This is a genomic window from Ralstonia sp. OTU4908 (assembly GCF_038440115.1).
GTDB lineage: Bacteria > Pseudomonadota > Gammaproteobacteria > Burkholderiales > Burkholderiaceae > Ralstonia > Ralstonia pickettii.
Window position 1 is genome coordinate 1 of sequence record NZ_JASATD010000043.1, and the last position, 23,268, is coordinate 23,268.

Annotated in this window: 25 protein-coding genes and 1 pseudogene; 11 read left to right on the forward strand and 15 right to left on the reverse strand. The window is 57.7% G+C overall.

The features are described 5' to 3' along the window. Window positions 1-315 (forward strand): annotated as a pseudogene (locus tag AAHM38_RS22260) (hypothetical protein); the annotation flags it as partial. A gap of 71 nt (window positions 316-386) precedes the next feature. Next, on the forward strand, window positions 387-1,052 hold the full coding sequence (locus tag AAHM38_RS22265; protein WP_009238826.1) for a serine/threonine protein phosphatase: 666 nt from the start codon (window positions 387-389) through the stop codon (window positions 1,050-1,052). Window positions 1,053-1,179: 127 nt separating this feature from the next. On the opposite strand, the gene AAHM38_RS22270 is transcribed toward AAHM38_RS22265, so the two are convergent. From AAHM38_RS22270 to AAHM38_RS22325, 12 genes are all read right to left on the reverse strand, one after another. Further along, a complete protein-coding gene (locus AAHM38_RS22270; protein WP_009238825.1) occupies window positions 1,180-2,322 on the reverse strand; it encodes a hypothetical protein in 1,143 nt (380 codons plus the stop codon). A gap of 355 nt (window positions 2,323-2,677) precedes the next feature. Further along, window positions 2,678-2,848, reverse strand: coding sequence for a hypothetical protein (locus tag AAHM38_RS22275; protein WP_009238824.1), 171 nt, complete (start codon window positions 2,846-2,848; stop codon window positions 2,678-2,680). 66 nt (window positions 2,849-2,914) lie between these two features. Beyond that, window positions 2,915-3,868 carry a hypothetical protein gene (locus AAHM38_RS22280; protein WP_009238823.1) on the reverse strand — a complete coding sequence of 318 codons (954 nt, stop codon included), beginning with the start codon at window positions 3,866-3,868 and terminating at the stop codon, window positions 2,915-2,917. A gap of 49 nt (window positions 3,869-3,917) precedes the next feature. Then, on the reverse strand, window positions 3,918-4,139 hold the full coding sequence (locus AAHM38_RS22285) for a hypothetical protein (protein ID WP_009238822.1): 222 nt from the start codon (window positions 4,137-4,139) through the stop codon (window positions 3,918-3,920). A 54-nt stretch (window positions 4,140-4,193) separates the two neighbouring features. Next, window positions 4,194-4,877: a hypothetical protein gene (locus tag AAHM38_RS22290; protein ID WP_232295838.1), complete on the reverse strand. Its 684-nt coding sequence runs from the start codon at window positions 4,875-4,877 to the stop codon at window positions 4,194-4,196. After that, the gene (locus tag AAHM38_RS22295) at window positions 4,874-5,689 is read right to left on the reverse strand and encodes a hypothetical protein (RefSeq protein WP_009238820.1); all 816 of its coding nucleotides are present in this window, start codon (window positions 5,687-5,689) and stop codon (window positions 4,874-4,876) included. Before AAHM38_RS22295 ends, AAHM38_RS22290 begins: the two co-directional genes overlap by 4 nt. Window positions 5,690-5,906: 217 nt before the next feature. Then, a complete protein-coding gene (locus tag AAHM38_RS22300) occupies window positions 5,907-7,046 on the reverse strand; it encodes a hypothetical protein (RefSeq protein WP_232295837.1) in 1,140 nt (379 codons plus the stop codon). A gap of 185 nt (window positions 7,047-7,231) precedes the next feature. Then, window positions 7,232-8,284 (reverse strand): hypothetical protein, encoded by a 1,053-nt coding sequence (locus AAHM38_RS22305; RefSeq protein WP_009277308.1) that lies wholly within the window; start codon window positions 8,282-8,284, stop codon window positions 7,232-7,234. A gap of 40 nt (window positions 8,285-8,324) precedes the next feature. Then, window positions 8,325-8,639 (reverse strand): hypothetical protein, encoded by a 315-nt coding sequence (locus AAHM38_RS22310; RefSeq protein WP_009238817.1) that lies wholly within the window; start codon window positions 8,637-8,639, stop codon window positions 8,325-8,327. Window positions 8,640-8,783: 144 nt separating this feature from the next. Beyond that, window positions 8,784-10,223 carry a caspase family protein gene (locus AAHM38_RS22315; protein ID WP_009238816.1) on the reverse strand — a complete coding sequence of 480 codons (1,440 nt, stop codon included), beginning with the start codon at window positions 10,221-10,223 and terminating at the stop codon, window positions 8,784-8,786. An 8-nt stretch (window positions 10,224-10,231) separates the two neighbouring features. Continuing rightward, window positions 10,232-10,873, reverse strand: a complete 642-nt coding sequence (locus AAHM38_RS22320) for a hypothetical protein (protein WP_009238815.1) — start codon at window positions 10,871-10,873, stop codon at window positions 10,232-10,234. Beyond that, on the reverse strand, window positions 10,866-11,546 hold the full coding sequence (locus AAHM38_RS22325; RefSeq protein ID WP_009238814.1) for an RNA polymerase sigma factor: 681 nt from the start codon (window positions 11,544-11,546) through the stop codon (window positions 10,866-10,868). Before AAHM38_RS22325 ends, AAHM38_RS22320 begins: the two co-directional genes overlap by 8 nt. 1,059 nt (window positions 11,547-12,605) lie before the next feature. Here AAHM38_RS22325 and AAHM38_RS22330 point away from each other — a divergent pair. The 8 genes from AAHM38_RS22330 (at window position 12,606) to AAHM38_RS22365 (ending at window position 20,617) form a co-directional block, all read left to right on the forward strand. After that, on the forward strand, window positions 12,606-13,376 hold the full coding sequence (locus AAHM38_RS22330; protein WP_116576833.1) for a sugar phosphate isomerase/epimerase family protein: 771 nt from the start codon (window positions 12,606-12,608) through the stop codon (window positions 13,374-13,376). 29 nt (window positions 13,377-13,405) lie between these two features. Continuing rightward, window positions 13,406-14,395: a sugar kinase gene (locus AAHM38_RS22335; protein ID WP_116576834.1), complete on the forward strand. Its 990-nt coding sequence runs from the start codon at window positions 13,406-13,408 to the stop codon at window positions 14,393-14,395. Window positions 14,396-14,453: 58 nt separating this feature from the next. Then, window positions 14,454-15,734, forward strand: coding sequence for an MFS transporter (locus tag AAHM38_RS22340; protein WP_116576835.1), 1,281 nt, complete (start codon window positions 14,454-14,456; stop codon window positions 15,732-15,734). 4 nt (window positions 15,735-15,738) lie between these two features. Next, a complete protein-coding gene (locus AAHM38_RS22345; RefSeq protein ID WP_116576836.1) occupies window positions 15,739-16,713 on the forward strand; it encodes an NAD(P)-dependent oxidoreductase in 975 nt (324 codons plus the stop codon). Window positions 16,714-16,792: 79 nt separating this feature from the next. Next, window positions 16,793-17,857: a LacI family DNA-binding transcriptional regulator gene (locus tag AAHM38_RS22350; protein WP_116576837.1), complete on the forward strand. Its 1,065-nt coding sequence runs from the start codon at window positions 16,793-16,795 to the stop codon at window positions 17,855-17,857. After that, window positions 17,854-18,339, forward strand: a complete 486-nt coding sequence (locus AAHM38_RS22355) for a nucleoside 2-deoxyribosyltransferase (protein WP_116576838.1) — start codon at window positions 17,854-17,856, stop codon at window positions 18,337-18,339. The genes AAHM38_RS22350 and AAHM38_RS22355 overlap by 4 nt, the downstream gene beginning before the upstream one ends. A gap of 101 nt (window positions 18,340-18,440) precedes the next feature. Beyond that, window positions 18,441-19,613, forward strand: a complete 1,173-nt coding sequence (locus AAHM38_RS22360) for an acyl-CoA dehydrogenase family protein (protein WP_116576839.1) — start codon at window positions 18,441-18,443, stop codon at window positions 19,611-19,613. Between the two features lie 89 nt (window positions 19,614-19,702). Next, window positions 19,703-20,617: a TauD/TfdA dioxygenase family protein gene (locus AAHM38_RS22365; RefSeq protein ID WP_116576845.1), complete on the forward strand. Its 915-nt coding sequence runs from the start codon at window positions 19,703-19,705 to the stop codon at window positions 20,615-20,617. Between the two features lie 11 nt (window positions 20,618-20,628). Here AAHM38_RS22365 and AAHM38_RS22370 read toward each other — a convergent pair whose 3' ends face one another. The 3 genes from AAHM38_RS22370 to AAHM38_RS22380 are packed head-to-tail and all read right to left on the reverse strand — an operon-like array spanning window position 20,629 to window position 22,572. Continuing rightward, window positions 20,629-21,090: an NUDIX domain-containing protein gene (locus AAHM38_RS22370; protein ID WP_116576840.1), complete on the reverse strand. Its 462-nt coding sequence runs from the start codon at window positions 21,088-21,090 to the stop codon at window positions 20,629-20,631. Between the two features lies 1 nt (window position 21,091). Continuing rightward, window positions 21,092-21,901, reverse strand: coding sequence for an ABC transporter permease (locus tag AAHM38_RS22375; protein WP_116576841.1), 810 nt, complete (start codon window positions 21,899-21,901; stop codon window positions 21,092-21,094). Further along, the gene (locus AAHM38_RS22380; protein ID WP_116576846.1) at window positions 21,898-22,572 is read right to left on the reverse strand and encodes an ABC transporter ATP-binding protein; all 675 of its coding nucleotides are present in this window, start codon (window positions 22,570-22,572) and stop codon (window positions 21,898-21,900) included. The genes AAHM38_RS22375 and AAHM38_RS22380 overlap by 4 nt, the downstream gene beginning before the upstream one ends. Before the next feature lie 320 nt (window positions 22,573-22,892). Here AAHM38_RS22380 and AAHM38_RS22385 point away from each other — a divergent pair, with 320 nt between their 5' ends. Then, on the forward strand, window positions 22,893-23,258 hold the full coding sequence (locus AAHM38_RS22385) for a hypothetical protein (RefSeq protein WP_116576847.1): 366 nt from the start codon (window positions 22,893-22,895) through the stop codon (window positions 23,256-23,258). Window positions 23,259-23,268: the final 10 nt, after the last annotated feature.

A 23,268-nucleotide genomic window follows, 5' to 3' on the forward strand; every position in this document is an offset into this window, starting at 1 on the left:
ATTGAGTGTCAGCAGCTCATGGGATTTGGGCATGTCACGGTCCAAACACTACCCAATGGCACCAAGTTGTTGTATCTCACAGTAGGTGCCTCGCTTTTCACTGCACCTGCCACACCAGAAAATATTAAAGCTCTTGCTGCCTTTATTCCTGTTTGGGAAATGACTCCTGATTGTGACGAAGAGAACCCACTTATCGAGGTTGAGGAAAGCAAGGGTTTGGACAAGGCTAGAACAGTTAAGCGAGTACGAGCTGCGGCTGAGATCGATAAAAAGTACAAGAATCCTGACAACGCAAGTTCTTTGGACTATGAATAAGTCAAGCTATACCTGTATGACCCTCAACCACATGACTTGGCGAAGACGTCCAACTTCATGTGAGTGTCACAATGGAATCCAATCACGATACGGCGTCTACCAACCCTTACGTTCAGTTCCTTTTTGCTGGTGAGCCAGTAGCCTTTCTTGTCGATACGAACCTTACCTTGGGGGAGGGGATCTTCATTGCCTTAGTTTATCCAAGCATCCATGTTGGAGTAGAAAAGCCTTGGTTCCATGCTGTCCAAGGCAACCATGAGGAAATGGCAATTGTCTGGGGCCATATGGGGGAAAGTGTAGACGATTACAAGAGGCATGGCGGAGAACGGCTTATGAGCATGAGCCACGAAGACCAGCTTGCCTATGTAACAGCCTTAGCTGAACTACCCTATGCCATACAGGTTGAAACATCAGGTGGCCTCGTTGGCTTGGTTCATGCGGACCTATCAGAGTCAACGTGGCGCGACATGTGGGAGAAAATGCACAATGATGCCTCTCGTGAAGAAATAGAAGAGGTCAAAGAACACATTCTATGGAGCCGCCAGCGATACATGAAACGGCGCGCTCATGCTCCAATCATTCCGGACGTACGGGCAGTGGTTGTGGGACACACCACTGTTTCAGAGGCGCTATTGCTAGGAAACGTCCACTACTTGGATACAGGCGGCTGGACCCCTCGGGGGCACTTCATGTTCTTAGAACTTGCCACCCTACAAATTAACCCTGCCAAATTCTGATTGACATCTATCTGTTGACGAAGATTGAATTTATGAATAGCTCTTACTCGCGGCATACCTCCATTAGATTCGAGCTACCAGGACAATCTATCTAACAAAAAAACGCCCGAAGGCGCTTTTTTATGCCTCACCGCCTCCTAACCCCATTTCCAGACTCGATCAATACCTTTCTTATTTGAGAAAGGACGCCCCCTAGAGTTTCAATACCATTCTTATCAAAATATTTAACAAACAATTGCTTACTCAAATCGTCGCGCCCTTCATCATTTCGCTCATATCCCGAAAACGGGTCTGAATTCGAGACAGGAGAAATTGAAGCAACCTCATCAAAAAACATGAAAAACTCAAAAATACCATATCTATTGTCGTAGGTGTACGTGTCGCCATACTCAGTCACAGTCGTTGTTGGATTGCTAACAAAGACCATTTCTCCACCAGTCGTCATGCCCAAACTAGTGCCACCCCCTACTACGGTGCGTTTCACATCTCTACCCGTTCGGGTAACCACCTTTTCTTGACAGCCCCAACTAAATGCACAGCCGTATTCGGCATACAACAGCTTGTCACCTGAAAATTCAACCCCGTAGGCTACGATATGGCCATCAAAATCTGCCACCACCTTGTTCGGCTCAATTTCATCGCCATAGCGTTTCTTGAGGTCCGCAATTAGTCTTCCATGATTCTTTCCAGAATCATATCGCAAATACACAGAAAATCTATCCTCCAACTTCTCGGCAGAAGAGTTGTCGATAAGTTTAATTTCAAAATTCTTTGAGATATAGTGGGTAGGCGAAACAGCGGCCCCTTGCTGAACACTCATCTCTCTAAGGATAAGTTTATCAGTAGCACCAAACACCATAAGTAATGATGGAATTAGAGATGCCGCTGCCATGTTCATATTGCTTGCAACGATGCCAAAAACTAAAAGACTGACCAAAATTGCAGTCAAGGTAGCCAAGAAGCTCCGAAGCTTAGCTATTGGACTCCCTTTTGGATGCCCCCTATAGCAGGTGACGAAATAAGCGGCAATAGTAATAATCATCAGATCGAGAAAGGCATGATCAGACATCAGTCCCGGATCATTTCCCGTTAGACGCCGCCCCACCTCGCTTAGAACAGCAACAAGAAAAACACCGATCAATATGAGCCCAGTTTGGAGAACTACCTTGGTTACCTTTTGTCCAAAAGTTAACATGAACGGATATCTGCTTCTCCTGAAATAGAGAATCGCAACGACCGCCAAAGCAACTGGAGGGTAGAAAATATTCATTGACTGGTCCTATTCTTGATTTTTCTTTCTGACTGCTACACCAAAAAATAAAACTCTAATGTGAAATTTATTATTACAACCCTACGCACCCCTCACCCTCCCTCACACGGAATAGCCACCTGCTTTACCTCAAGCCTTGCAATATACGAAGCCAGCCCTCAACGACGGGCCCAATTCCATTGGGAGCATAAATTTTCTTATCAAGCGCATTATTCTCACCACTCCAGTCTCGACAGGCGTGCGACTTTGATATTTCCAACATGCTTTCGCGTTGCATCCGGTCGCCATGCAGGTTCTTCGTAAGGTCTGCCGTCAGCAAGTCTCGCGGAGCGTGTGTTGAGGGGGGCCGCTTCCGTCACTGATCAATTTTGCCGTTGTTAGCGTCATCAAGTTGGTCCATTTCTGCAAAGAAATCTTCGGCCGTACAGAAATTTCCTTTGGCGATCTCAGCTTCGCCAAGCTCAAGAAGCTTGAGCAGAGCTTCCGCTTGATTTATCACCCAACGGGGATTTTCATCGAATTGCATGGCAAGCTCCGCTTAGAAAATCAATTAATACATCAGATCACCTTATCGCAAGGTGTGTTGCGTGCCTCACGCCAATCCAAGTCTTTCTTTACATTCTTTCAACAAATTTTGTATACGTCCAATTTTTTCTTTATCCTCACTCGTCAATTCCCTTTGTTTTTCCACAAGCCTCCATCTCTCCAATGATCTTTCAACACTCCCCAAATGACTCTCATCGGCCTCTCTTTGTGCCTTTCTTCTTCTCTCGAATTCTTCCGCCTCGCCCCTTTTCGCCTCCGCCTGCGCCTCCTCAATATAAGAAAAAGCGGATTTCACGTGGAGTTCAGGAGTAGCAGGCGGCATGGCAAGCTCGGCTTCCATGTCGCCGATTTCCTTGATGAGATCATCCCGCTTATCCGTCTCTTCTTTCGAGAGAGGACGCTTCTTCTCGAGATCCTCCCAATCCGCCAACCAACCGCGTTGAATCTTTAAGAACCTTTTCTTCTTTTCTTTCTCTTCGCTCTCAACCTTGACAGCATGGCGTGCGCCATATCCCAATGCCTCCTTTGCCATTGGATTCATTGGAGAACCAAATTCCGCCCGTCCTTCAATGACGGTCGTTTCTGCCTGCCTGACCTCAACCAATACTTCTTCAACACTCTTCCCCAGCGCTTTTCCGTACCGAAGCGCAATTTCATGAAAAGCTTTCTGTGAGACCATCCAGTTAGACAGTAACTCCTGCTGTTTCATGTAAGTATGTTTGAAGAAAAAATTCTTCTCCGCAATCTCCTTCATCGGACGAGCCAGAAGATTTTCAATATCCCCTAATTCTTGAACCTTTCTTTCCAGGTCCATTTCTCGACCCGAAGGAGCGGGGAGATAGTTGTCGTTGGCTCTTCTGGCACGCCTTAGTTCTTCTTCCAGGCCGGTAATTCTGTCGTTCTGTTCATTGATGATTTGATTCTGCTTTGCTTGCGCTCTTTCATTATCGGCGACCTTTTCCAGCGCATGCAACGTAGCAGCGGTTTTAAAAAATCCCATAACAATCTCCCGTTCTCTGTTTATTCCTGAAAGGATACTGCATAGGACTTCACTCGACCTGATTTTTACCTACGAAATTTGCAGCTTTCCTTACCTCTCCGTCAAGAAACTCTTTGCTCTCCTCGGTGTTGAGCAAGCGTTCCCATATTTTGTCATGTGGCTCATTATTTTGCGGATTTTTCCGAGGGATTGTTATGGCATGGGTTCGGTTTTCGGCTTCTTGTTGCTCAGGCAGGCCCATGACGAATCTCACTCCAGTTTTATCTGACATTTCCTCTCCAAATCACGTGAAAATGCTCTATAAATCCAGCCACGTCAATTGCAATCAACGATTCTCCAATCCTGCTATGTAATCCTCAAGTTTTCTTGAGGGCGGTAGAGTGCTCGAACCGATAGATCGCATGACGACATGGCGACCCGCGCCCTGGGGCTGAAACATCAGGCCAATCTCAAGAATGGTGTCTCGGACGTCTCGCAAAATCGACCCCTTTGTCCAACCGTGGGAGAGGGATGCACGAGCTTTATTAGTTAACGACAAAACGAGGCGACTATAACGGTCTGCTGATTTTTCTGTCACGGACGTCACGGATAGCTCTAACACATCATCAAATGTCACTTGGTGCGCCTCCCATTTGACACCCTCAGGAATCACTGTGATCGCCGCCTTTCCTGGCCATGTTTGCTTTATGAACCAGATTGCAAACATGATATAAAGACCAAATATCAAAATCACGTCTCGCCACCATTCGCTCAGCAACCAATTCTGGTGCAAAAATATACTTCCGATTACAGATGACAAAGCACCTCCAGCGATTACGCACGCGACGAACGTAGCGACAAGAATGATACCGATAAGCAGCCAGTCGAATATCGTATGCCAACAGCCCGTGCGAAAATGAATGACCGCCTCATGATCCGACACTTTCTCCACCCGACACTTTCTTTTCGGCTGAATCGGAGCATCAATTGTTGTCTTCATTTTATTATTAAATAATTTATCTATTTTCAAGAAAGATATATTCCTTTATTCTTCTTCTGCATCTCCTCTTTCCTCTTCTGCCAAGCGGGGTAGCCGTCCGTTTTCACACCAAGCTCGGCAAGATAGGACGCCAGTTCTTCATGCCTATGATCCTTGGCTACAGCGTAAAGATTCGGCGGCTGCGTGGATAGATCCGTATTATTGAAAGCAGCAAGCTGCGGATCGTTCAGATCCACGCCATTTTCCTTGAAGAGCTTTAGCTGCTCCTTGGCTTTGGGATAATTGTTCGCAACGACATAGAATGGTAGTTGTCGATCATTCCCGGTGCCATTAAGGGTCACGGGCATCCCTCCCTTCAAGAACAGCTCCACCACTTTCGTGTCGCCATCCTTGGAGGCTTGGAGCAGATTGCCAGGCGTCCATTCCACGCCCATGTTCTTGAGCTCCACGCGAGGGTTATCGCTCTTGCCATCCTTTATGTCCAAGAGGGTCTGCTGAAGTTGGGCCACCCAAGGCGCACTGGCTGCTATTGCCCCGCCTTGATCGGCATGGCGAGCGCTGGCAATGGCTCCCACGCTAAAGGCTGCTGCGCATACCCCAGAGCAGATAACAATGCTGGTTTGCAACTGCTTACCTCTTGGAATCCCCAGCACCTTCATGACCAGCAGGGCGAGGAACACAAGAACCGCCAGGCCAGCCACATAGCCAATGTAGGGAAAGTATGGGCGCAGGACGTCCAGGAGCGGAATGAAAACGGCAGTGGAGATCGTCATGACCGCATTGATCGGAGCAATGTGGTCCGTCACCCACTTGCCATGTTCTACGTAAGCCTCTGTTTTCATTGGTATCTCAACATGGGTTGACTACGTCAAGGTGGAACAGCATTGCCTGGCGTTCCTCACGGCACGCATCCTTTTTTTCCATCAGAGGTGGCCGTCATATTGCCATCACGGCAGTCCGACATAAATTGCGCATGAAGGGGCACTCCGAAAAAGGGGCTTCACGGGATGTCTAGCATCCCGTGGGCGAGCAAATGTTTGACGCAGAAATCCAGAATCGTCAACGGCACACGCCGACGGACTGTGCGGCGTCGCGCTCGACAGCGAACATGCTGGATGACAGCGGCAGCACGATCACGCCAGCGCTGGGAGCCTGACCGTTCACGACCGAGGTCGCTGCACCATTGGCGGCAACCAGCCCGGTGTTGGTGCTGATGTCGTTGAAGTACAGCGTTTCTGCCGTGGACGCCCCGGAGGTATCCGCCGTTTTCACGGTGGTGCCATTGATCGTGACCGTGCCGAAGACCGCCCCTCGATCCGAGCATGTCCACGTGCCGTTGAGTTCGGTACCCGAAAGCACTTGCTGCTTGCCCGCGTAGAACACGCCCGTGCGCAGCACCGGGGGAGTGTCCTGGTTGTAGCCAAAGCGGTCGATGACCAGAACGGGACCGCGGTCACCCGCCTGGAAACTCAAAATGCCGAAATCCGAGCCGTTCTGTTGGACGTGGATCAAACCATCGGCGGCGTTCTTCACCAGCTTGAGGGCGTACTGGCCCGGCGTGCTCGAACCTGAAACGGCATTGCAGGTACCCGACGCGTTGATCAGGCCGCTATCGCACAGCGTGACATCGGTTCCATTGGCCGCGATGCGGAACGTGCCGCCCATGAACGCTGGAACTCCGCCGTTGCTGGCATTGCGGGATGTGCCAATGAAGAAATAGTCGCCGGCCAGTTTGGTCGTGTCCGAAGGAACGGAATAGCCCGAGCCTGCAACGCTGGAGTTGCGTGTGCGGAGTACGACGTTGCCGCCAATGATGCGGGTGCGAGTATCCAGCTTGAGCGTGAAACTGCCATTCGTGCTGGTGCCCGTGTATGTGGTGACACTGCCGCTAGTCGATTGGGTATAAGTGCCCGAGATGTCGCTCAGGCCATATTGGGTCGACAACACCTTGATCGTGAATGAACCATCCTGGTTCAGCACAACACGCCACGTGTCGCCGATGTCGGCCGTGAGATCGAATGCCTGCGCGGTCGAGGTCGTACCGGGCACGGCGGTTGCGCCGGTCTGGGCGACGAGAGCCGCCGACGATTGGCTGACCGCGTCCTGCTGGGGTGCGGTCGTGGTCGAGCCCCCCGACGTCGACGTACTGCTGCTGCCGCTGCCATCTCCGCCGCCACCGCACGCCGTCAAGGCGACCATGATGGTGCTGAGAGCGAGGATGTTTGAAACGGAGAGAGAACGCGTCTTTGCTTTGTATGCCGAGGCGGTTTTCATATATTGGGCTTATGGCGAGTGTGGTTTAAGGGCGCGCCAATCGAGCAACCCTCTTGAGAGGGTTGCGCAGAGTCGCCCCCTTTTCAGGCGTGGTAATGGATTTGTCTTCGTTACTTGTACGGCCAATAGCTCGCGGTAGCGATCAGATCATCCGGTGTGTTGGGCTTGTAGGAGCGCTTGTAGACGGCGTAATCGGCGCCTACTGGCACAAGCTGCAACTCTGCGCCATTCATCCCAGCGATCTTCGAGTACACGGTAGTCGCAATACGCAGACTTCCTGATTGAGATGTCGAGCGCAGCGCTTCTATCTTCTTCGCAGCCTCTTCATCGGCAACAGGCAAGAAGCAGATTGGCCCATCACCAATGAATCTATAGCGAACACCAGACTTCCCTCCGAGTGACGTGAGATTTCCGGCGCATATGCTTCCGATAACTCGGAATCCCTTTTTGTCGAAGTCGTAGCCAGCTTTGTCCGAAATGGTATCGAATGAGACGAAATCAGGGTCCCCCTTGCTTTCGCTGACCGCGACGTAGTCGATCTTCTTGACGTCATCCAATTTTTTGTTGATACGCACGAGCTCTTTGTCCTTTACCGCCTGACGTGCGAAGCTATCGTTCGTGCTGTACCAGACCCGCGAAAGGATGCCCAGCTTGGATTCATCGTTCTGATCTTTTGCGTTCCACGCCATTGCCGTCCAGACGTACCATTCATTATTCTCATCGCCTATGTCTTTAATGGCTGCATAAGCTGATTTGTCAGAGGGGGATCCCTTTGGGCTCGAGCGTTCTTCTGAAGCTTTTTTTTCCTGTTCCTGTTGCTTGATTTTTTCGATCCGAGCATCATCGGCTGGAGATTTCGGCGCTATCGACAGATCACCAGAGAAATCATTCCCGTTGCGATGCAGGTCGAATGTGCGAGGCTGACCATTTCCCCACGGCATGGTGATCGTCATTACATCACCTTGCAATGTGTATTTCCACTCTTGATGCTTGCCCGTACTGAGATCCGTCGCCGTCGCCGTGTCCTTGTTGGTGAATTCCACCTGCGTGGCGGTGCTAGCCACCATGTACGTTTTCCCTAGAACCTCAACCGGGCCACGGGGTTTATCGCTACAACCTGCCAGTGCGCCGACAACCATTGCTGCAAGTATGAAATTTTTCATATCGACTTATCCCCACTCAATTATTAGTATCTTGGTTACTTTATTTCTTCTTCAAGAGCATGCCACCAGGCCATCCGGCAATACTCCCGTCATCCTGAATCTCAAGAATCATATTCTGCCCATTGGCTGCAATTTTGAGCTTATTCCCGTCCACGGAATAATTGGTCTCTGTAGAGCCGAATGGTGATTTCATGACCACCTTGTCACCCGACTCAAATTCCAAAATCACGGCTCCATCCAAAGCATTCCCCAATCCTTGCGGGGAGACGGACGCGTAGGTTCCACTTAGCTTTTGACCACATGCCGCCAGAAAAAGGGGTAGAAATAACGCCGCAATTGTTGTGGTTTTTCTCATGGGTAACTTCTCCGTTGTGTTCGCTGATAATTTTTACATTATTGATACAATGGCATGCAATTAAACCCTACCGCACGCCATTGCAGTTGATTCCCGTCAAGCACCAATCAAAGATAACAGAAAAAATTGCACAATATATTCCCCTTATATTTCATTAATCGGAATTTCAGGATGGGCAATTATGCATTCACGCACCGACATGTCCGCGGGACAAATACCATTTTTTTGCATCTTCATGTTCAGGGGATCACCACCTAACCTGACATACTCATATGTTTCGTCGTTGTAGCGTTTCAAATCGACCGGGTTGGGTTGTTTATCCAGAAGATTCTGTACCCAAAGAAGTTGCCTCGCCGCTCGGTGTGAACCTCCATCCCATGCTTCCCGCAGGAGCGGCTCCGCCTCGACACGGGCCCGGGCAATCTCGGCCGGCGTGTTTTTACCAAGCCAAAGCATTGCAGCCAGATATGTCTTGGCCAAGGGGAACCCCATTTTTGCCGCTTGCTCAAAGCGCCTTTTTGCTTCGACCATGTCCTTAGGCACAATTTTTCCCAAGCCTGAGATCATGCCCAGCTCGGTGATCGCCATGACATCCCCCATCTCAGCCCTTGCGCGCATGGATTTCAATTCCAGCGCGTCCGCATTACGCGCTGATCGCTCGATATCAATGGCCCAATCGTCCAGACGCATCCAGAGCATGTTCTTGCTAAGTGCCGGATCGACCCCACGCCTTTGTTCCATCATCACGCCAACTGAGCCGAATGCCGCCGTTGTAGTATTCCTGTAGCTGACAAAAGTCACGTCACCAACCAAGCTGGCGCTATAACTGGGTATTTGTCGATATTGGGTTACTGTTTGCACGTCGCCAGTGACTTGCTTGAAGAAATTCTCAACGGGCTCGTCTGGCGATAGCGCCTGCAACCTGGATGAAAAGTAGTAAGCATAGGGACTGTTTTTGGGGCCGCCCTGAGTAAACCCATCCTCCGCCGTAGCGCCAGGCTGAGTCGAAAAAGCGATGAGCTCCCCTCCGGCTGGTACCACTTTCGCCAAGGAGCCAGCTTGATCCGCCCCGCGAGTCAAGTTGACCCGGCATGCGTCGAGAACCAGCAGTCGCGCTCGAATCTTGGCGCGATTGAGCGCCATCAAGATGACCTTCATGCTTAATGCGCTTTGCTGAGCCAAACTAATGTTCACGCCGCTCAGTGGCATGCCGAGATCGACGCCAAACAAATAATTGATCCCGTCGATTGCCACGGCATGGCCTGCGTAATACACCAGCGCTAAATCCGCACCTTCGGCCCGACCAGCGAAGTCGTCAACCGCTTTCTCCATCTGTGCTCTGCTTTGATTGATGAGGCTGGTTACTTGGAAACCCCGCTTGCGCAACGCATCCGACACAAGCGCTGCGTCATTCACAGGATTGAGCAAGACGTTGGCCGGAACGCTGTATTTTGCATTGCCTATTACCAATGCGTAGCGGTGCTTGATATCGACAGCATTCGCCGCGTGGACAAGCTGCGCGAAAGTGCTTGCCATCATCAATGCCGCAAGCAGCAACACCTTTTTTAGAAAAAGTCGATACATTGCATACCTCATGGACGAGGACAGACCGCATCAGGCAACTGCGTTGCGGAAGCGACGTCCAGGACTCTGGCCGCGTCATAAAGCGAGGAGCTCCTCGGCGCACTCAGCACAAAACGCCCGTCGTCGTCAGGACCAGAAATCAAATGCACGTTGTATTGCGCAAGCACATCCCTCAGCCGCTTTGCAGTGACGGCATCGGGCAGGGAAATAGACAGCCTCGGACACAAGTTCTCGCCGCCGCGTGTGGCTAAAAGGGTGCTTTCCACGCCGACCGTGCGCCACTGCAAAGCCAGCATGGACATGGCCGCAGCTAGCGCCCATCCCAGCGGGAGCAGGGGGCTAACAGGACCGGGCCAGATCCATTTCCACAATCGCCTCCATACGGAATTATTCGGCCCCGCAAGATGTGATGGTTTAGCGTTCAGGTCCTGGGCAAAGCGTCCCAATACTTGCAGAAAAGCGTTATCGCGCTTGGTCCGCACGGACTCGTTGTATTTCAACTGGCGTGCCTGACCCAGCAAACGCCACTCCTCCAACTCCTGCCGCAATGCTGGGGTTTGAGTCAGTTCAGTTTCGAACGCGCGCCTTCCCGCGCCTTCGCGCTCGCCATTCATGCTCATGAGGTAATCCAGTACACGGTCATCAGACATGATTGGGCACACCTTTACGACCACACTCGACAACCAGTTTGCGCGCAGCGTGCAGGCGGCTTTTGACCGTGGCAACGTTTATGCCTTGCCGCTCTGAAATCACCTCCATCGAGCAATCGTCCAGGAAAAATTCCATGGTCGTGCGCAAGGTTTCGCTCAGTTTGCCCACGCAGTCCAGTAAGCGTTGCAGCATGGTCTTGTGCTCGTAGGCCGCATCCGGGTCGCTGAACAGCGACGTATCCGCCAGATTTTTCAGATTGATGCTGGTAGCAGCACTGTCAGTTGTGTCTTGATCGTCCTCGTCATCAAAGGCGATTTCATTCTTGCCTGCCCTACGCCAGGACTGGATGAGCGCGTTCTTTGCACCCATGTAGAGATAACCACCGAGTTTGCTGTGTGCCAATTCTTCAGCCGACCACCCTTGGGAAGGCTGCCCATCCAAGAATGCCTGGGCAGAGAAGGTCTTGGTCTGCAAAAAATTTACGAGTGCGGTGTTGAACGCGTCAGCCACTATCTCGGAGGAGCTGCGCAGAAACTTGCGGCGCAGCTTCAATGTGATGTGCCGCTCGGCTTCATTACGAAATGCCAAAGCATAGCGAGGATCCCCATGCAGAATTCGGATGAAATCATCGATGTCGCGGATGGCGTGGCGCTTGGGCTGCTGCGTCAGCATTGTTGGTCCATTACAAATTTATTGCAGTCGCACCATTTCTATCTGATACGCCTGCCGATGAATTCTTCTTTGCTGCTTGGCCCCGTGACACGCTGACGACGGAACCGACGGCGTCAGATCCCCCCTGCTATGGCAAGAGCCCTCTACATGCCTCGGCTCATATCTCTATCTATGCACGCGACACAAAAAAGTTCGGTTGTTTTTTTGGCCGCGTTCGAACTACATCGCGGCACGGCCGGGGTTCGCATAGCAAATTTGCCTCGTAACGTCGGTCGATCACGCTCGTGGCCGCTCCCCCGAACTGAAGCTCGTCGAAGCGTCAGCTCAGTCGGACCAGAACACTATACATAACATTTGGTTACAAATGCACAGTCCAACGGACCTGTTGTCCACTGTTTGCCACTGTTGTCCGCTGGTTGGCACTGATCGCAGAGGCCCTACTGGCAAGGCTTTCCTGGCGATACCGCGTTTCAAGGCAAATTCCAGGCTACAAAAACCGCGAATTTAGGCTACGCATAGGCTACAAATGAGGTCGTCATCCTCTTATTTCTTGCCACAGATTGCGGGCAGTAGACGGGATTCGTGTGGTTTGCCAGGACTATTGCCATTTCGCGAAGATGTGCGATCTTGCTGAAAATAGGCGAAATTTGGATTAATATTCCGCGCTTTCTTGGCGTTTTTGGCTGGGCAAGGTGCGCGCTCCGAGCGTCATAGGGGTTGGCGCAGACGCCCGAGGAACGGACTTTTAATCTATTGGTCGCGGGTTCGAATCCCGCAGGACCCACCAAAATTCGAAGGGCTGACAGGCAACTGTCGGCCCTTTTTGTTTGGCCGTGCTCCGCGCGATTGCCGTCTCCTTCCGCTTTGGGTGGCCGGGCTTTTCACATCGATAGCGCGGTGTGCCTTCCCGATAGCGCCATCGCACTGACCGCCGCGGATCAAATGGCCGACGGGTCGCGTCGGCTACCGCCGCTAGGGATTTCCTCTATAGCGTTCAGGATCTGCAGCCACCAACATAGCTCCAATTGGAACCGGTTCCATAACGGAAAAAGCGCACACATGGCAGATATCGTGATTGTTGCGAGCGCGTTCGGCGCCGCTCAGGTGCGCGAGCAGGGGCATCACGCCTATGTTCCCCTGGCCGCTTCGGTCGGCGCAGCCGGCTTCGAGGTGCGGCGTGAATTGTTGCCCGCTGGGCTGGATGGCACGGTATCGGCTGACTTACTGGCTGCATTGGGCCGCCTGATGGCAGCGCATGGTCTGTGGGCGGTCTATTCCACGCCGGCCGCGCTGTACACGGACGTCGGCGCTCTGGACACGGTCGCTGTCCGAGGTGCGCTGGTTGAAGCGCAAACCTTGGGTGCGCGCATCGTGAAGTTCCAGCTTGGCGGCTTCGCTGGCGATGCATCGGCGGAGTTGCTGGCCCGACTCCTGCAAGGCTGGCGCGCACGGGTGCTGGTCGAGAACGGTCAGCAGGCGGTGGGCGGGTCGCTGTCGCAGTTCCAAGGCTTGTTCGGCGCATTGGAAGCGGCGGACGTGGCCGACATGCTCGGCATGACGTTCGACGTTGGCAACTGGGAGTGGGCTGGCGAAACGCCGCTTACGTGCGCGCAGGCGCTGGCCCCGTACGTCGAATACATTCATTGCAAGAGCGTCGCGGGCGAGGGCGCGCGTCGCTTTGCCGTGGCGCCTGCGGGCAACGATGCCGGATTCGCCGCTGTGCTGGCCGCGCTGCCCGGCGATGTACCGCGCGGCATCGAATTCCCGTTCAACGCGGTCGATCCCGCCGCGGACGCCCATCAACATGTCGTGTGGCTCAAGGCCGCCTGACGGTGACTTGACATCGAAGGAGCCTGCGCATGTCGCATACGTTGGATGTAATCACCTACGGCGAAGCCATGGCGATGTTTGTGGCGACGGCGCCGGGGCCGCTCGCGCAGGTCACGCAGTTCACCAAGCGCATCGCGGGTGCCGATCTGAACGTGGCAGTCGGCCTGAGCCGCCTCGGTTTTCGCGTCGGCTATGTGAGCCGGGTGGGGCAGGATTCGTTTGGTGAATACGTGCTGGAAACGCTGGCACGCGAACGGATCGACGCATCGTGTGTAGCTGTGGATCCGCAATATCCCACGGGCTTCCAGCTGAAGTCGCGCGCCGACGATGGCAGTGACCCGCGTGTCGAGTACTTCCGCAAAGGCTCGGCTGCCAGCCGCCTCTCCCGCGCCGACTATGCGGCCGACTATGTACTCAGCGCGCGCCATCTGCACCTGACGGGTGTGGCTCCCGCGATCTCTGCGTCGTCGTGCGAACTTGCGTTCCACCTCGCGAGGCAGATGCGTGCGGCTGGTCGCTCGATTTCGTTTGACCCGAACCTGCGCCCAACGCTGTGGCGTTCCACAACGGAGATGGTGACCACGCTCAACGCGTTGGCGTCGCTTTCCGATTGGGTGCTGCCCGGCTTGGCTGAGGGGCGGCAACTGACCGGCCATGACACTCCAGCCGACATCGCGCGCTTATATCTCGATCGGGGTGCGCGCGGCGTTGCCATCAAGCTGGGCGCTGCCGGCGCTTACTACCAGACCGCTGATGGCGCGGAAGGCATCGCCGACGGCGTCCGTGTGGAGCGCGTTGTCGACACAGTCGGCGCGGGCGATGGCTTTGCGGTGGGCGTAGTCAGCGCGCTGCTTGAAGGGCTGTCCGCAGAGCAGGCCGTTGCGCGCGGCAACCGGATTGGCGCGCTGGCGATCCAGGTGATCGGAGATTCGGAAGGCCTGCCGACGCGTGCCGCGCTCGACGTACTTGAAGAAACGGCCCGCCTGGGGTGCGAGCCGGAATCCATTCCCAGCGTCTAACGCAGCGCTTCGACTGCCGCCCTCGCGGGCAACGCACACCATCAAAGGAGACACGAACATGGCAACGCAACTTGCTGCGCAGCGCTGGTGGATGATCATGCCGATCGTCTTTATCACCTACAGCCTGGCCTACCTCGACCGCGCGAACTATGGCTTCGCGGCGGCGGCTGGCATCAATCACGATCTAGGGATCAGCCAGGGGCTGTCGTCGTTGATTGGCGCGCTGTTCTTCCTCGGCTATTTCTTCTTCCAGATACCGGGCGCGATCTATGCAGAGCGCCGCAGCGTGAAGAAGCTCGTGTTCATCAGCTTGGTGTTATGGGGTTTGTGCGCGGCCCTCACCGGTGTCGTGAGCGACATTCCCTCGCTGCTTGCGATCCGCTTTGTGCTGGGCGTAGTCGAGGCGGCCGTCATGCCGGCAATGCTGATCTACATCAGCAACTGGTTTACCAAGCAAGAACGCTCGCGTGCGAATACGTTTCTGATTCTCGGCAATCCGGTGACGGTGTTGTGGATGTCGGTGGTATCGGGCTACCTCGTGCGCGAGTTTGGCTGGCGCCATATGTTCATCGCTGAGGGCGTGCCCGCCATCATCTGGGCCGTGTGCTGGTGGTGTCTGGTACAGGACAAGCCCGCGCAGGCGCCGTGGCTGAGCCCCCAGGAAAAACGCGATCTGGAACAAGCCTTGGCAACGGAACAGGCGGCCATCAAGCCGATGCGCAACTATGGCGAGGCCTTCCGCTCGCCTGCGGTCATCAAACTCTGCGCGCAGTACTTCTGCTGGAGCATTGGCGTGTACGGCTTCGTGCTGTGGCTGCCGTCCATCGTCAAGAACGGCTCGTCGCTCGGCATGGTCGAGACGGGCTGGCTGTCGGCGCTGCCGTACCTTGCGGCCACCATCGCGATGCTCGCGGCGTCGTGGGCATCCGACAAGGTGGGGTCGCGGCGCGCCTTCGTTTGGCCGTTCCTGCTGGTGGGCGCTGCGGCGTTTGCCGCATCGTTTGCGCTCGGGTCCACGCATTTCTGGATGTCGTATGTGCTGCTCGTGATCGCCGGAGCGGCGATGTATGCGCCGTATGGTCCGTTCTTCGCGATCGTGCCGGAGTTGCTGCCGAAGAACGTCGCCGGTGGCGCGATGGCGTTGATCAACAGCATGGGTGCCCTCGGTTCGTTTGTCGGCTCGTACTTCGTTGGCTACCTGAACGGTGCCACGGGCTCTCCGCTGGCGTCGTACGCATTCATGAGCGCGGCGCTGTTGGCCGCCGTGGTGCTCACGCTCTGCGTCAAGCCGCAACCGCGTGACGCTTACCCGCTTGCCAATCCTGTCCCTGGAAAATGAACCGATGAAACCGCTTGTCGTTGCCTACAAGCCGCTGCCCGACGACGTTGCGGCCCAGTTGCGCGAGCATGTCGAACTCGTGCAGGTTGACGGTGCCGCGGCGTTGACCGAGGCGCTTGCCAACGCCGAAGGCGCGATCGGTGCGAGCCTGAAGATCACGCCTCGGATGCTCGACAGCGCGCCCAGGCTCAGGGCATGGTCCACGATCTCTGTCGGCTATGACAATTTCGACGTGCCCGATCTCACGCGTCGCGGCATTGCGCTTGCGCACACGCCGGATGTGTTGACCGAGTCGACCGCCGATACCGTGTTTTCGCTGATCCTCGCCTCGGCGCGTCGCGTGGTGGAGTTGGCCGAGTGGGTCAGGGCCGGCAACTGGCAGCGCAGCATCGGGCCGGAACTTTACGGCACGGATGTCCAGGGCAAGACGATCGGCATCGTCGGGCTGGGTCGGATCGGCGCGGCGTTGGCCCGCCGTGCGGCGCTGGGGTTCCGGATGCCTGTGCTCTACACGAACCGGCATCCGCATCCCGAGGCTGAAGCGCAGTACGGCGCGCGCCGCGTGATGCTCGACGCATTGCTAGCCGAATCGGATTTTGTGTGCCTGCAGGTGCCGCTGACGCCCGTAACACAGCACCTGATCGGGCCGGCGGAACTGGCCAAGATGAAGCGAGGCGCGATCCTGATCAATGCATCGCGGGGGCCCGTCGTCGACGAAGCGGCGCTCATTCATGCCTTGCGCAATGGCACGATCCGCGGCGCCGGGCTCGATGTGTTCGAGCACGAGCCGCTGCCCCCCGACTCGCCATTGCTGGCGATGAAGAATGTGGTGGCCTTGCCCCATATCGGCTCCGCAACGCACGAGACGCGGCACGCAATGGCGCGCTGCGCGGCAGACAACCTGATCAAGGCGCTCGCCGGCACGTTACGTGAAAACCTGGTCAATCCACAGGTGCTGGAGCACGCGCGCACCTCGTGAGCTGCGTGCCGGGATTGCGCTATGATCCTCGCACTCCGGCTCCGGCCCCTCGCGCCGACGGCCTGCTCTGAAGCGCAACGTGACTGATTTCCCATCCTCTTCCTCGCGCCCTGCGACCATCACCGACGTGGCCCGCGAAGCGGGAACCGGCAAGACCAGCGTGTCCCGCTATCTGAACGGCGAGATGCAGGTCCTTTCCGAAGATTTGCGACAGCGCATCGAAGCCGCCATCCAGCGGTTGAACTACCGGCCCAACCAGATGGCGCGCGGTCTCAAGCGCGGCCGCAATCGCCTGCTCGGCATGTTGGTGGCCGACCTGACCAATCCTTACACAATCGAAGTCCTGCAGGGCGTCGAGGCAGCCTGCCACGCGCTGGGCTACATGCCGCTCATCTGCCACGCCGCAAACGAGATCGAGATGGAGCGCCGGTTCGTCCAGTTGCTGACGACGTATCGGGTTGAAGGCCTGATCGTCAACGCGCTCGGCGCGGAAGAGGCCGTGTTACGTCCGCTGCGGGGCGGCGGCATTCCGGCTGTGCTGGTGGATCGCACGGTAGAAGGGTTCGACGCCGACCTCGTGGGGCTCGATAACGGCGACGCCGTCAGCTTGGGCGTGCAGCATTTGCTCGATCAAGGTTTCGATGCCATCCAGTTCATCGTGCAGCCGTTTCAGCAGGTCAGCTCGCGGCGCGAGCGTGAACGTGCATTCCGAGAGGCGATGGCAGCGCGAGGGCGGCCAGCGGAGCCAGCCATTGTGCTTGACCCGAACGACGCCGCCTCGACTGAACGTGCGCTGGCCGAGATCGCCGCACGCATCGATGCGGTGCACAGCCGCGGCGGAAAACGGCTGGCGCTGTTTGTTGCGAATGCGCCGGTGGCGCTCATCGTGGCGCGGCATCTGCGCACGCAGTTCGGCGCGGCGTGGCAGGAGCGTGCGGCGCTGTTGTCGATCGACGATCCGGAATGGGCGGAATTGATCGGCATCACGACGATCCGGCAACCGACGTACGACATCGGTTACAAGGCCGTCGAATTTGTGCATGAACGCATCGAAGGCGTGACGGGCGATGCCCGTGTCGTGTTGCTGCCCGGTACGCTCGTCGAGCGTGCTTCGACGGTGCATGTTGTCGAGGCTGCGTCATGACGTTGCGTCTCTACCTCGCCGGGCCGGATGTTTTCCGTCCCGAGCCCGTCGTGCACGGTGAAGCCCTTAAAACGCTGTGCGCGGAGTTCGGCTTCATCGGTCTGTATCCGCTCGATAACGCGATCGCCCCGCAGGCCGACGGCCCCGCCACTGCTGCGGAGATCTATCGCCAGAACATCGCGCTGATCGATTCAGCTGACGCCGTGCTCGCCAATGTAGTTGACTTCCGCGGCCACGAGCCCGATTCCGGCACGTGCTTCGAAATCGGCTACGCCATCGCCCGCGGCAAAGACGTGTGGTGCTATCACGTGCCCGCCGCGCCGCTCCTGGCGCAGGTGCCGAACACCAACGGCAACGATGCCGACGGCTGGGCCGTGGAAAATTTCGGCCTGCCGCGCAACCTCATGATTGCGTGCAGTTGTCACCTCGTCGTGGGCGATGTGCGCGCGTGCCTCGAGCGCATGCGCGTGCACTACGCATAGTCGCGCGCTGGATATGCGTATGCGGATTGCTTCCTTCAAGGCGGTAGGCGCCGTCCGTATAGTGCCTGCACCGGATGGCGTCTCCGACGCAAGGCAAACGCATGAAGCTCGACGATCTGCATCAACTTCCAGACCTGACGCAACTGCTGGCTGAGTTGGCGGCAACCGCAGCGCAGCGTGACCAGCACGGCGGCCATGCCGCGCACGAGAAAGCTGCGATTGCGCGAGCGGGCCTGTTGCCCCTGGTGATCCCCACGCAATACGGCGGAAGCGGCGTCAGTTGGGCCGATGCCTTTGCCGCAGTGCGCGCCATCGCCGCGGTCGACAGCTCCCTTGGGCACCTGCTCGCCTTCCAGTATCTGCAAACCGCAACCGTCTATCTGTACGGCTCCGACGCGCAACGCGAACGCTTCCTGCGTCCGACCGCCGAGCTGGGCTGGTGGTGGGGCAACGCCGTCAACCCGCTCGATCATCGGCTGCGTGCGCAGCGCTCGGGCAGCGGTTGGCTGCTCGATGGCGAAAAGGGTTTCTGTTCCGGCACGCTCGGCTCCGACGTGATGGTCGTGTCTGCCCACGACGCGGCCAGCGGCAACCCCGTTGTGGCGGTGGTGCCGACAGCGCGCTACGGCATCACGGTGCGGGATGACTGGCATCCGATCGGGCAGCGCCAGACCGACAGCGCGTCTGTGCAATTCCGGCACGTGCAGGTCAGCGAAGACGAAGTGCTGGTCCGCCCCGAGGCCGTCCTCACGCCATATCAAACGTTGCGTTCCTGTATCGCGCAGAACGTACTGGTCAATCTCTACACGGGCATTGCGGCAGGCGCGCTGGACGAGGCCCGCAAGCACACGCTGCAATCGTCACGGCCGTGGATTACATCGGGTGTGGAGCGCGCGGCGGACGATCCTTACCAAATTCACCGCTTTGGCGAGATGCGCGTGCAATGGCTGGCTGCAGAAGCGCTGGCCGATCGCGCCATCCAGCGGTTGGACCGCGCTTGGCGCAAAGGCGCTGCGCTCAGCGCCGAGGAGCGTGCCGAGGTGTCGCTCGCTACGGCCGAAGCCAAGGTATTGGCACATCGCGCCGCATTGTTCGTCGCCCAGGAATTGTTCGAGGCGACGGGCGCACGCTCGACCAAGGCGGCGCTCGCGCTGGACCGCTTCTGGCGCAACGCGCGCACGCATACGCTGCACGACCCGCTCGACTACAAGCTGCGAGCCATCGGCCGCTACGCGCTGGAAGGCATCCTGCCCGACGCCACCATCTACGGCTAAGCGCCTATCGATCTGCTCATTCCTTCGTTGGCACGCGGCGGGGGCGAGCGGTGTAATGTGAAATTCGTCTATTGCCGCGCGCTTACATCATGTCCGACGCCGTTGTTGCCGCCGTTGTTGCCACGGATGCTCCTGCCGTTCACACGGCCCGATTCCACATTCGCCGTCTGCCCGACGCGCCGCTTGGCGCAGAGGTTCTTGGCCTGGGCGATGCAGCCGATTTGTCCGACGCAGACATCGCCGCCATCCGCCACGCGTGGCTCGCGCATGACGGCCTGCTCGTTTTCCGTGACGTCGAATTCACGCCGCAGGCGCAAGTGGCGTTCAGCCGCCGCTTCGGCCCGCAGCAGGTGCATGTGCTGAACCAGTTTCATCTGAGCGGCTATCCGGAAATCCTGGTCGTCTCCAACGTGGTCGAGAACGGCAAGCCGATCGGCCTGGGCGATGCAGGGCGGGATTGGCATTCAGACCTTTCGTACAAGCCGCTGCCGAGCCTCGGTTCGATGTTGCTCACGCGCGAGTTGCCGGAAGAGGGCGGCGACACGTTGTTCGCCAACATGGTGCGCGCCTACGAAACGCTGCCGCCTGATCTCAAGCGCATCATCGAAGGCCGCCGTGCGGTGCATTCGTATGTGTACCGCTATGAGCGACTGCGCGCGCTGTCGACCTGGCGTCCGCCGCTCACGCAAGCGCAGCGCGACGCCGTGCCGCCGGTCGATCACCCCGTTGTGCGCACGCATCCGGAAACGGGCAAGCGTGCGCTCTTCGTCAACGAAGGCTTCACGTCGCACATCCTGGGTTTGCCGGAAGACGAGAGCACCAGCGTGCTGGAGCAACTCTTCGCCCACAGCGTCCGCGCCGACAACGTCTACACGCACCAGTGGCGCCCCGGCGACATGCTGTTCTGGGACAACCGCTCCACCATCCACTTCGCGCCGGGCTGTCCAGACAAGTATCGGCGCACGCTGCATCGCACGACCATCGAAGGCGACGTGCCGGTTTAAGCGCCGTTCGTCTACAGCCCGGCCTCGGCGAGGCGGGCATCGATGCTCGCCAGCGTCAACGTCTGTGCAAACAGCCGCGCGAGCGATTGGCTCGCATACTTCGGTACCTCGTCCGCCGTGGCCCAGCGGTATGCGTCCATCTCCGGGATGAGCCGGCCGGAGTGATAGCTGTTGAACATCGACGTGCAAGTCAGCGTGTCGAGTGCGACTTCGGCGCGGCGCAGGCGTGCGGCGAACAGGTGCAGCTCCTTGTCGCGGCGATACGGAAACCGGCCGAGTTCGATCAGGGCGTGGCTGTCGAGCACGAGGCCGGTCTCCTCGCGCGTCTCGCGCAGGGCGGTGTCGCGGTGATCCTCGCCGGGGTCCGGCGCGCCCTTGGGGATGTCCCAGTGGCGCGTCTCGGTGGCGTGCGCGAGGAGCACGTCGCCATCTTCGTTGAGCAGCACGAGGCCGCAGGACAGGGCGATCGGCATGCTATTTCGCTCCGCCGCGTTGCCCGATACGTGCGCTGAGCAATTGATGATTTGGACTGAACAGCCTGCGATAGGCCAGCAGCACCGCCGCAACCGTCCCCAGCCCGGAAGATGCCGCCAGCAGGAACATGATGACGATCTGGTAGCGCACGGCCTCCAGCGGAGGCTGCCCCGCCAGAACCTGGCCCGTCATCATGCCGGGCAAGCTCACCACGCCCACCACGGTCATCTGGTTGATGATCGGTGTCATGCCGGCCCGTACGGCCGCGCGTGCTGCATTGCGCGCCGCTTCCCAGCGCGTGCCGCCGAGCGCGAGAATCGTCTCCACCTGGTCGCGCGTGGCGGTCAGCTCGCCGGTCATGCGCTCGAGCGCCAGGCCGACGCCCGTGAGCGTGTTCCCCAGAATCATCCCCATGATTGGGATCGCGTATTGCGGCTCGTACCACGGGCGCGCGTGCAGGACGATCACCAGCCCGATTGCACCGATCAGCCACGTGCTGCCGAAGACCGACAACGTGCCGTCCAGCCGCAAGCCCGCATAGCCGCGCGCGCCGCGGCTGCCAGTGGCATGTCCGGCAATCAGCGTCATGACGGCCACGATGCCCAGCACCACCGCCCAATGCGCGTGGGCGAAGACCCATTCGAGCACGAAACCCACCGCCAGCAATTGCACGACGGTGCGCACGGCCGCCCACGCCAGGCGTCGCTCGAGCCCCAGGCCCAGTCCGATCGACAGTGCGCCGTTCACGAAGATCAGCGCGGCTGCAATGCCGACCTGCCAGGCGGAAAGCGAGAGGTCTTGCCCTTTCATCGCGCGGTCTCCGTATCGAGATGCCCAGCCGCCATGCGCCACTGCTGATGGCCGATGCGCCCGGCTTGCGCCGGATCATGGGTCACCCATATCCAGGCATGCCGATCAGGCGCCTGCGCAAACCAATGCTGCAAGAGCGACTCAACCGCGCGCGCGGACGCAGGGTCGAGCGCCGCTGTCGGCTCATCGAGCAGCAACACGGTCGGCCTGGTCTGCAGCGTGCGGACCAGCGCGGCGATCTGCGCTTCGCCCCCGGAAAGATCGCCGGCATTTTTTTCAAGAAAGCTGGCGTCGCGCTCCGCGCCAGCGAGCAGAGCGATGGCCGCGTCACGGTCGAATGCCGCGCTGTGGCGCCGTGCACGCAGCTGATACGGCATCAGAAGGTTGTCTTCCACCGTACCGGGCAGCAGCGCCGGACGTTGGCGCACGTATGCGACATGACAGCGATACGCCGGGACCGCGCTCAGGTGGATCGCTTCGCCTTGCCACGTCACTTGGCCGCCATCGAGCGGATCGAGGAGCGCCAGCGCGCGCAGCAGCACGCTCTTACCCCCGCCAGATGGCCCGGTCAGGGCGATGCGGTCGCCGGCCCGCACCACAAGCGTGGCGGGTTGCAGCAGCGTGACACCGGAGCGTGCATCGCGGCGTTGAAGGTGGGTGGCGGCCAGCATGTCGGGACGAGTGTGTTGCGAACGGTACGGCATCAATGTGCCGGATTTATGCATTATGCATATGAGCCTGCGTGGGGCGCCTCCACCGTAATCGTCTACACGCGGGCCCAGGCGCCATGCTCTCGCCGCGTCGTTACGCCATCCGCATGCCATGGGGAATGGCCCCTAGCCCAAACGGATCAGCCGTATGCGCTTGCCCGTGGCCGATGTCGGACGAATCCGACATGCCGTTCAGCGGCTGGCGGGTCGCCATTTGCGCAGACGAAGCATAGGATCAAAGCATCACCAGAAGATCACTAGAAGAAGCGATGGAGGGCGCCATGGAGACCGACAAAGTGCAAGTTGCTCACCCGTGGTGGCAGCCAGGAGTCTTTGCTTCTGCGCCGGCGATTTTTCTGTGGATTTGCGCGGAACTGCCTCCCGATATGCTCGGTGCGATCTTCCACGCCGGCACCTCGCCCGATTCGCTCCGCCATGTCGGCGATACGCTGTTCGTAATCGGCTGGACGGCGAGCGGGGTGCTGATGTGGCACGGCCGGCGCCGCGTCGCGCGTGACGCTTGTGTGACAACGCAGGCAGCACAGGCCGACACTGGCAACGCTTCTCAGCCGCACGGGCTGACGGCACTGCGCCAGAGTATGGCCCGCCGCTGGGAGCGGATGCGTCATCCGATTCCGTTGCACTGATTCGTGCGGT

Coding starts and splice junctions, on each gene's coding strand:
- AAHM38_RS22265 (WP_009238826.1), top strand. CDS start 387: ATGGAATCCAATCACGATACGGCGTCTACCAACCCTTACGTTCAGTTC.
- AAHM38_RS22270 (WP_009238825.1), bottom strand. CDS start 2,322: ATGAATATTTTCTACCCTCCAGTTGCTTTGGCGGTCGTTGCGATTCTC.
- AAHM38_RS22275 (WP_009238824.1), bottom strand. CDS start 2,848: ATGCAATTCGATGAAAATCCCCGTTGGGTGATAAATCAAGCGGAAGCT.
- AAHM38_RS22280 (WP_009238823.1), bottom strand. CDS start 3,868: ATGGGATTTTTTAAAACCGCTGCTACGTTGCATGCGCTGGAAAAGGTC.
- AAHM38_RS22285 (WP_009238822.1), bottom strand. CDS start 4,139: ATGTCAGATAAAACTGGAGTGAGATTCGTCATGGGCCTGCCTGAGCAA.
- AAHM38_RS22295 (WP_009238820.1), bottom strand. CDS start 5,689: ATGAAAACAGAGGCTTACGTAGAACATGGCAAGTGGGTGACGGACCAC.
- AAHM38_RS22300 (WP_232295837.1), bottom strand. CDS start 7,046: ATGGTCGCCTTGACGGCGTGCGGTGGCGGCGGAGATGGCAGCGGCAGC.
- AAHM38_RS22305 (WP_009277308.1), bottom strand. CDS start 8,284: ATGAAAAATTTCATACTTGCAGCAATGGTTGTCGGCGCACTGGCAGGT.
- AAHM38_RS22310 (WP_009238817.1), bottom strand. CDS start 8,639: ATGAGAAAAACCACAACAATTGCGGCGTTATTTCTACCCCTTTTTCTG.
- AAHM38_RS22315 (WP_009238816.1), bottom strand. CDS start 10,223: ATGTATCGACTTTTTCTAAAAAAGGTGTTGCTGCTTGCGGCATTGATG.
- AAHM38_RS22320 (WP_009238815.1), bottom strand. CDS start 10,873: ATGTCTGATGACCGTGTACTGGATTACCTCATGAGCATGAATGGCGAG.
- AAHM38_RS22325 (WP_009238814.1), bottom strand. CDS start 11,546: ATGCTGACGCAGCAGCCCAAGCGCCACGCCATCCGCGACATCGATGAT.
- AAHM38_RS22330 (WP_116576833.1), top strand. CDS start 12,606: ATGGCAGATATCGTGATTGTTGCGAGCGCGTTCGGCGCCGCTCAGGTG.
- AAHM38_RS22335 (WP_116576834.1), top strand. CDS start 13,406: ATGTCGCATACGTTGGATGTAATCACCTACGGCGAAGCCATGGCGATG.
- AAHM38_RS22340 (WP_116576835.1), top strand. CDS start 14,454: ATGGCAACGCAACTTGCTGCGCAGCGCTGGTGGATGATCATGCCGATC.
- AAHM38_RS22345 (WP_116576836.1), top strand. CDS start 15,739: ATGAAACCGCTTGTCGTTGCCTACAAGCCGCTGCCCGACGACGTTGCG.
- AAHM38_RS22355 (WP_116576838.1), top strand. CDS start 17,854: ATGACGTTGCGTCTCTACCTCGCCGGGCCGGATGTTTTCCGTCCCGAG.
- AAHM38_RS22360 (WP_116576839.1), top strand. CDS start 18,441: ATGAAGCTCGACGATCTGCATCAACTTCCAGACCTGACGCAACTGCTG.
- AAHM38_RS22365 (WP_116576845.1), top strand. CDS start 19,703: ATGTCCGACGCCGTTGTTGCCGCCGTTGTTGCCACGGATGCTCCTGCC.
- AAHM38_RS22370 (WP_116576840.1), bottom strand. CDS start 21,090: ATGCCGATCGCCCTGTCCTGCGGCCTCGTGCTGCTCAACGAAGATGGC.
- AAHM38_RS22375 (WP_116576841.1), bottom strand. CDS start 21,901: ATGAAAGGGCAAGACCTCTCGCTTTCCGCCTGGCAGGTCGGCATTGCA.
- AAHM38_RS22380 (WP_116576846.1), bottom strand. CDS start 22,572: ATGCTGGCCGCCACCCACCTTCAACGCCGCGATGCACGCTCCGGTGTC.
- AAHM38_RS22385 (WP_116576847.1), top strand. CDS start 22,893: ATGGAGACCGACAAAGTGCAAGTTGCTCACCCGTGGTGGCAGCCAGGA.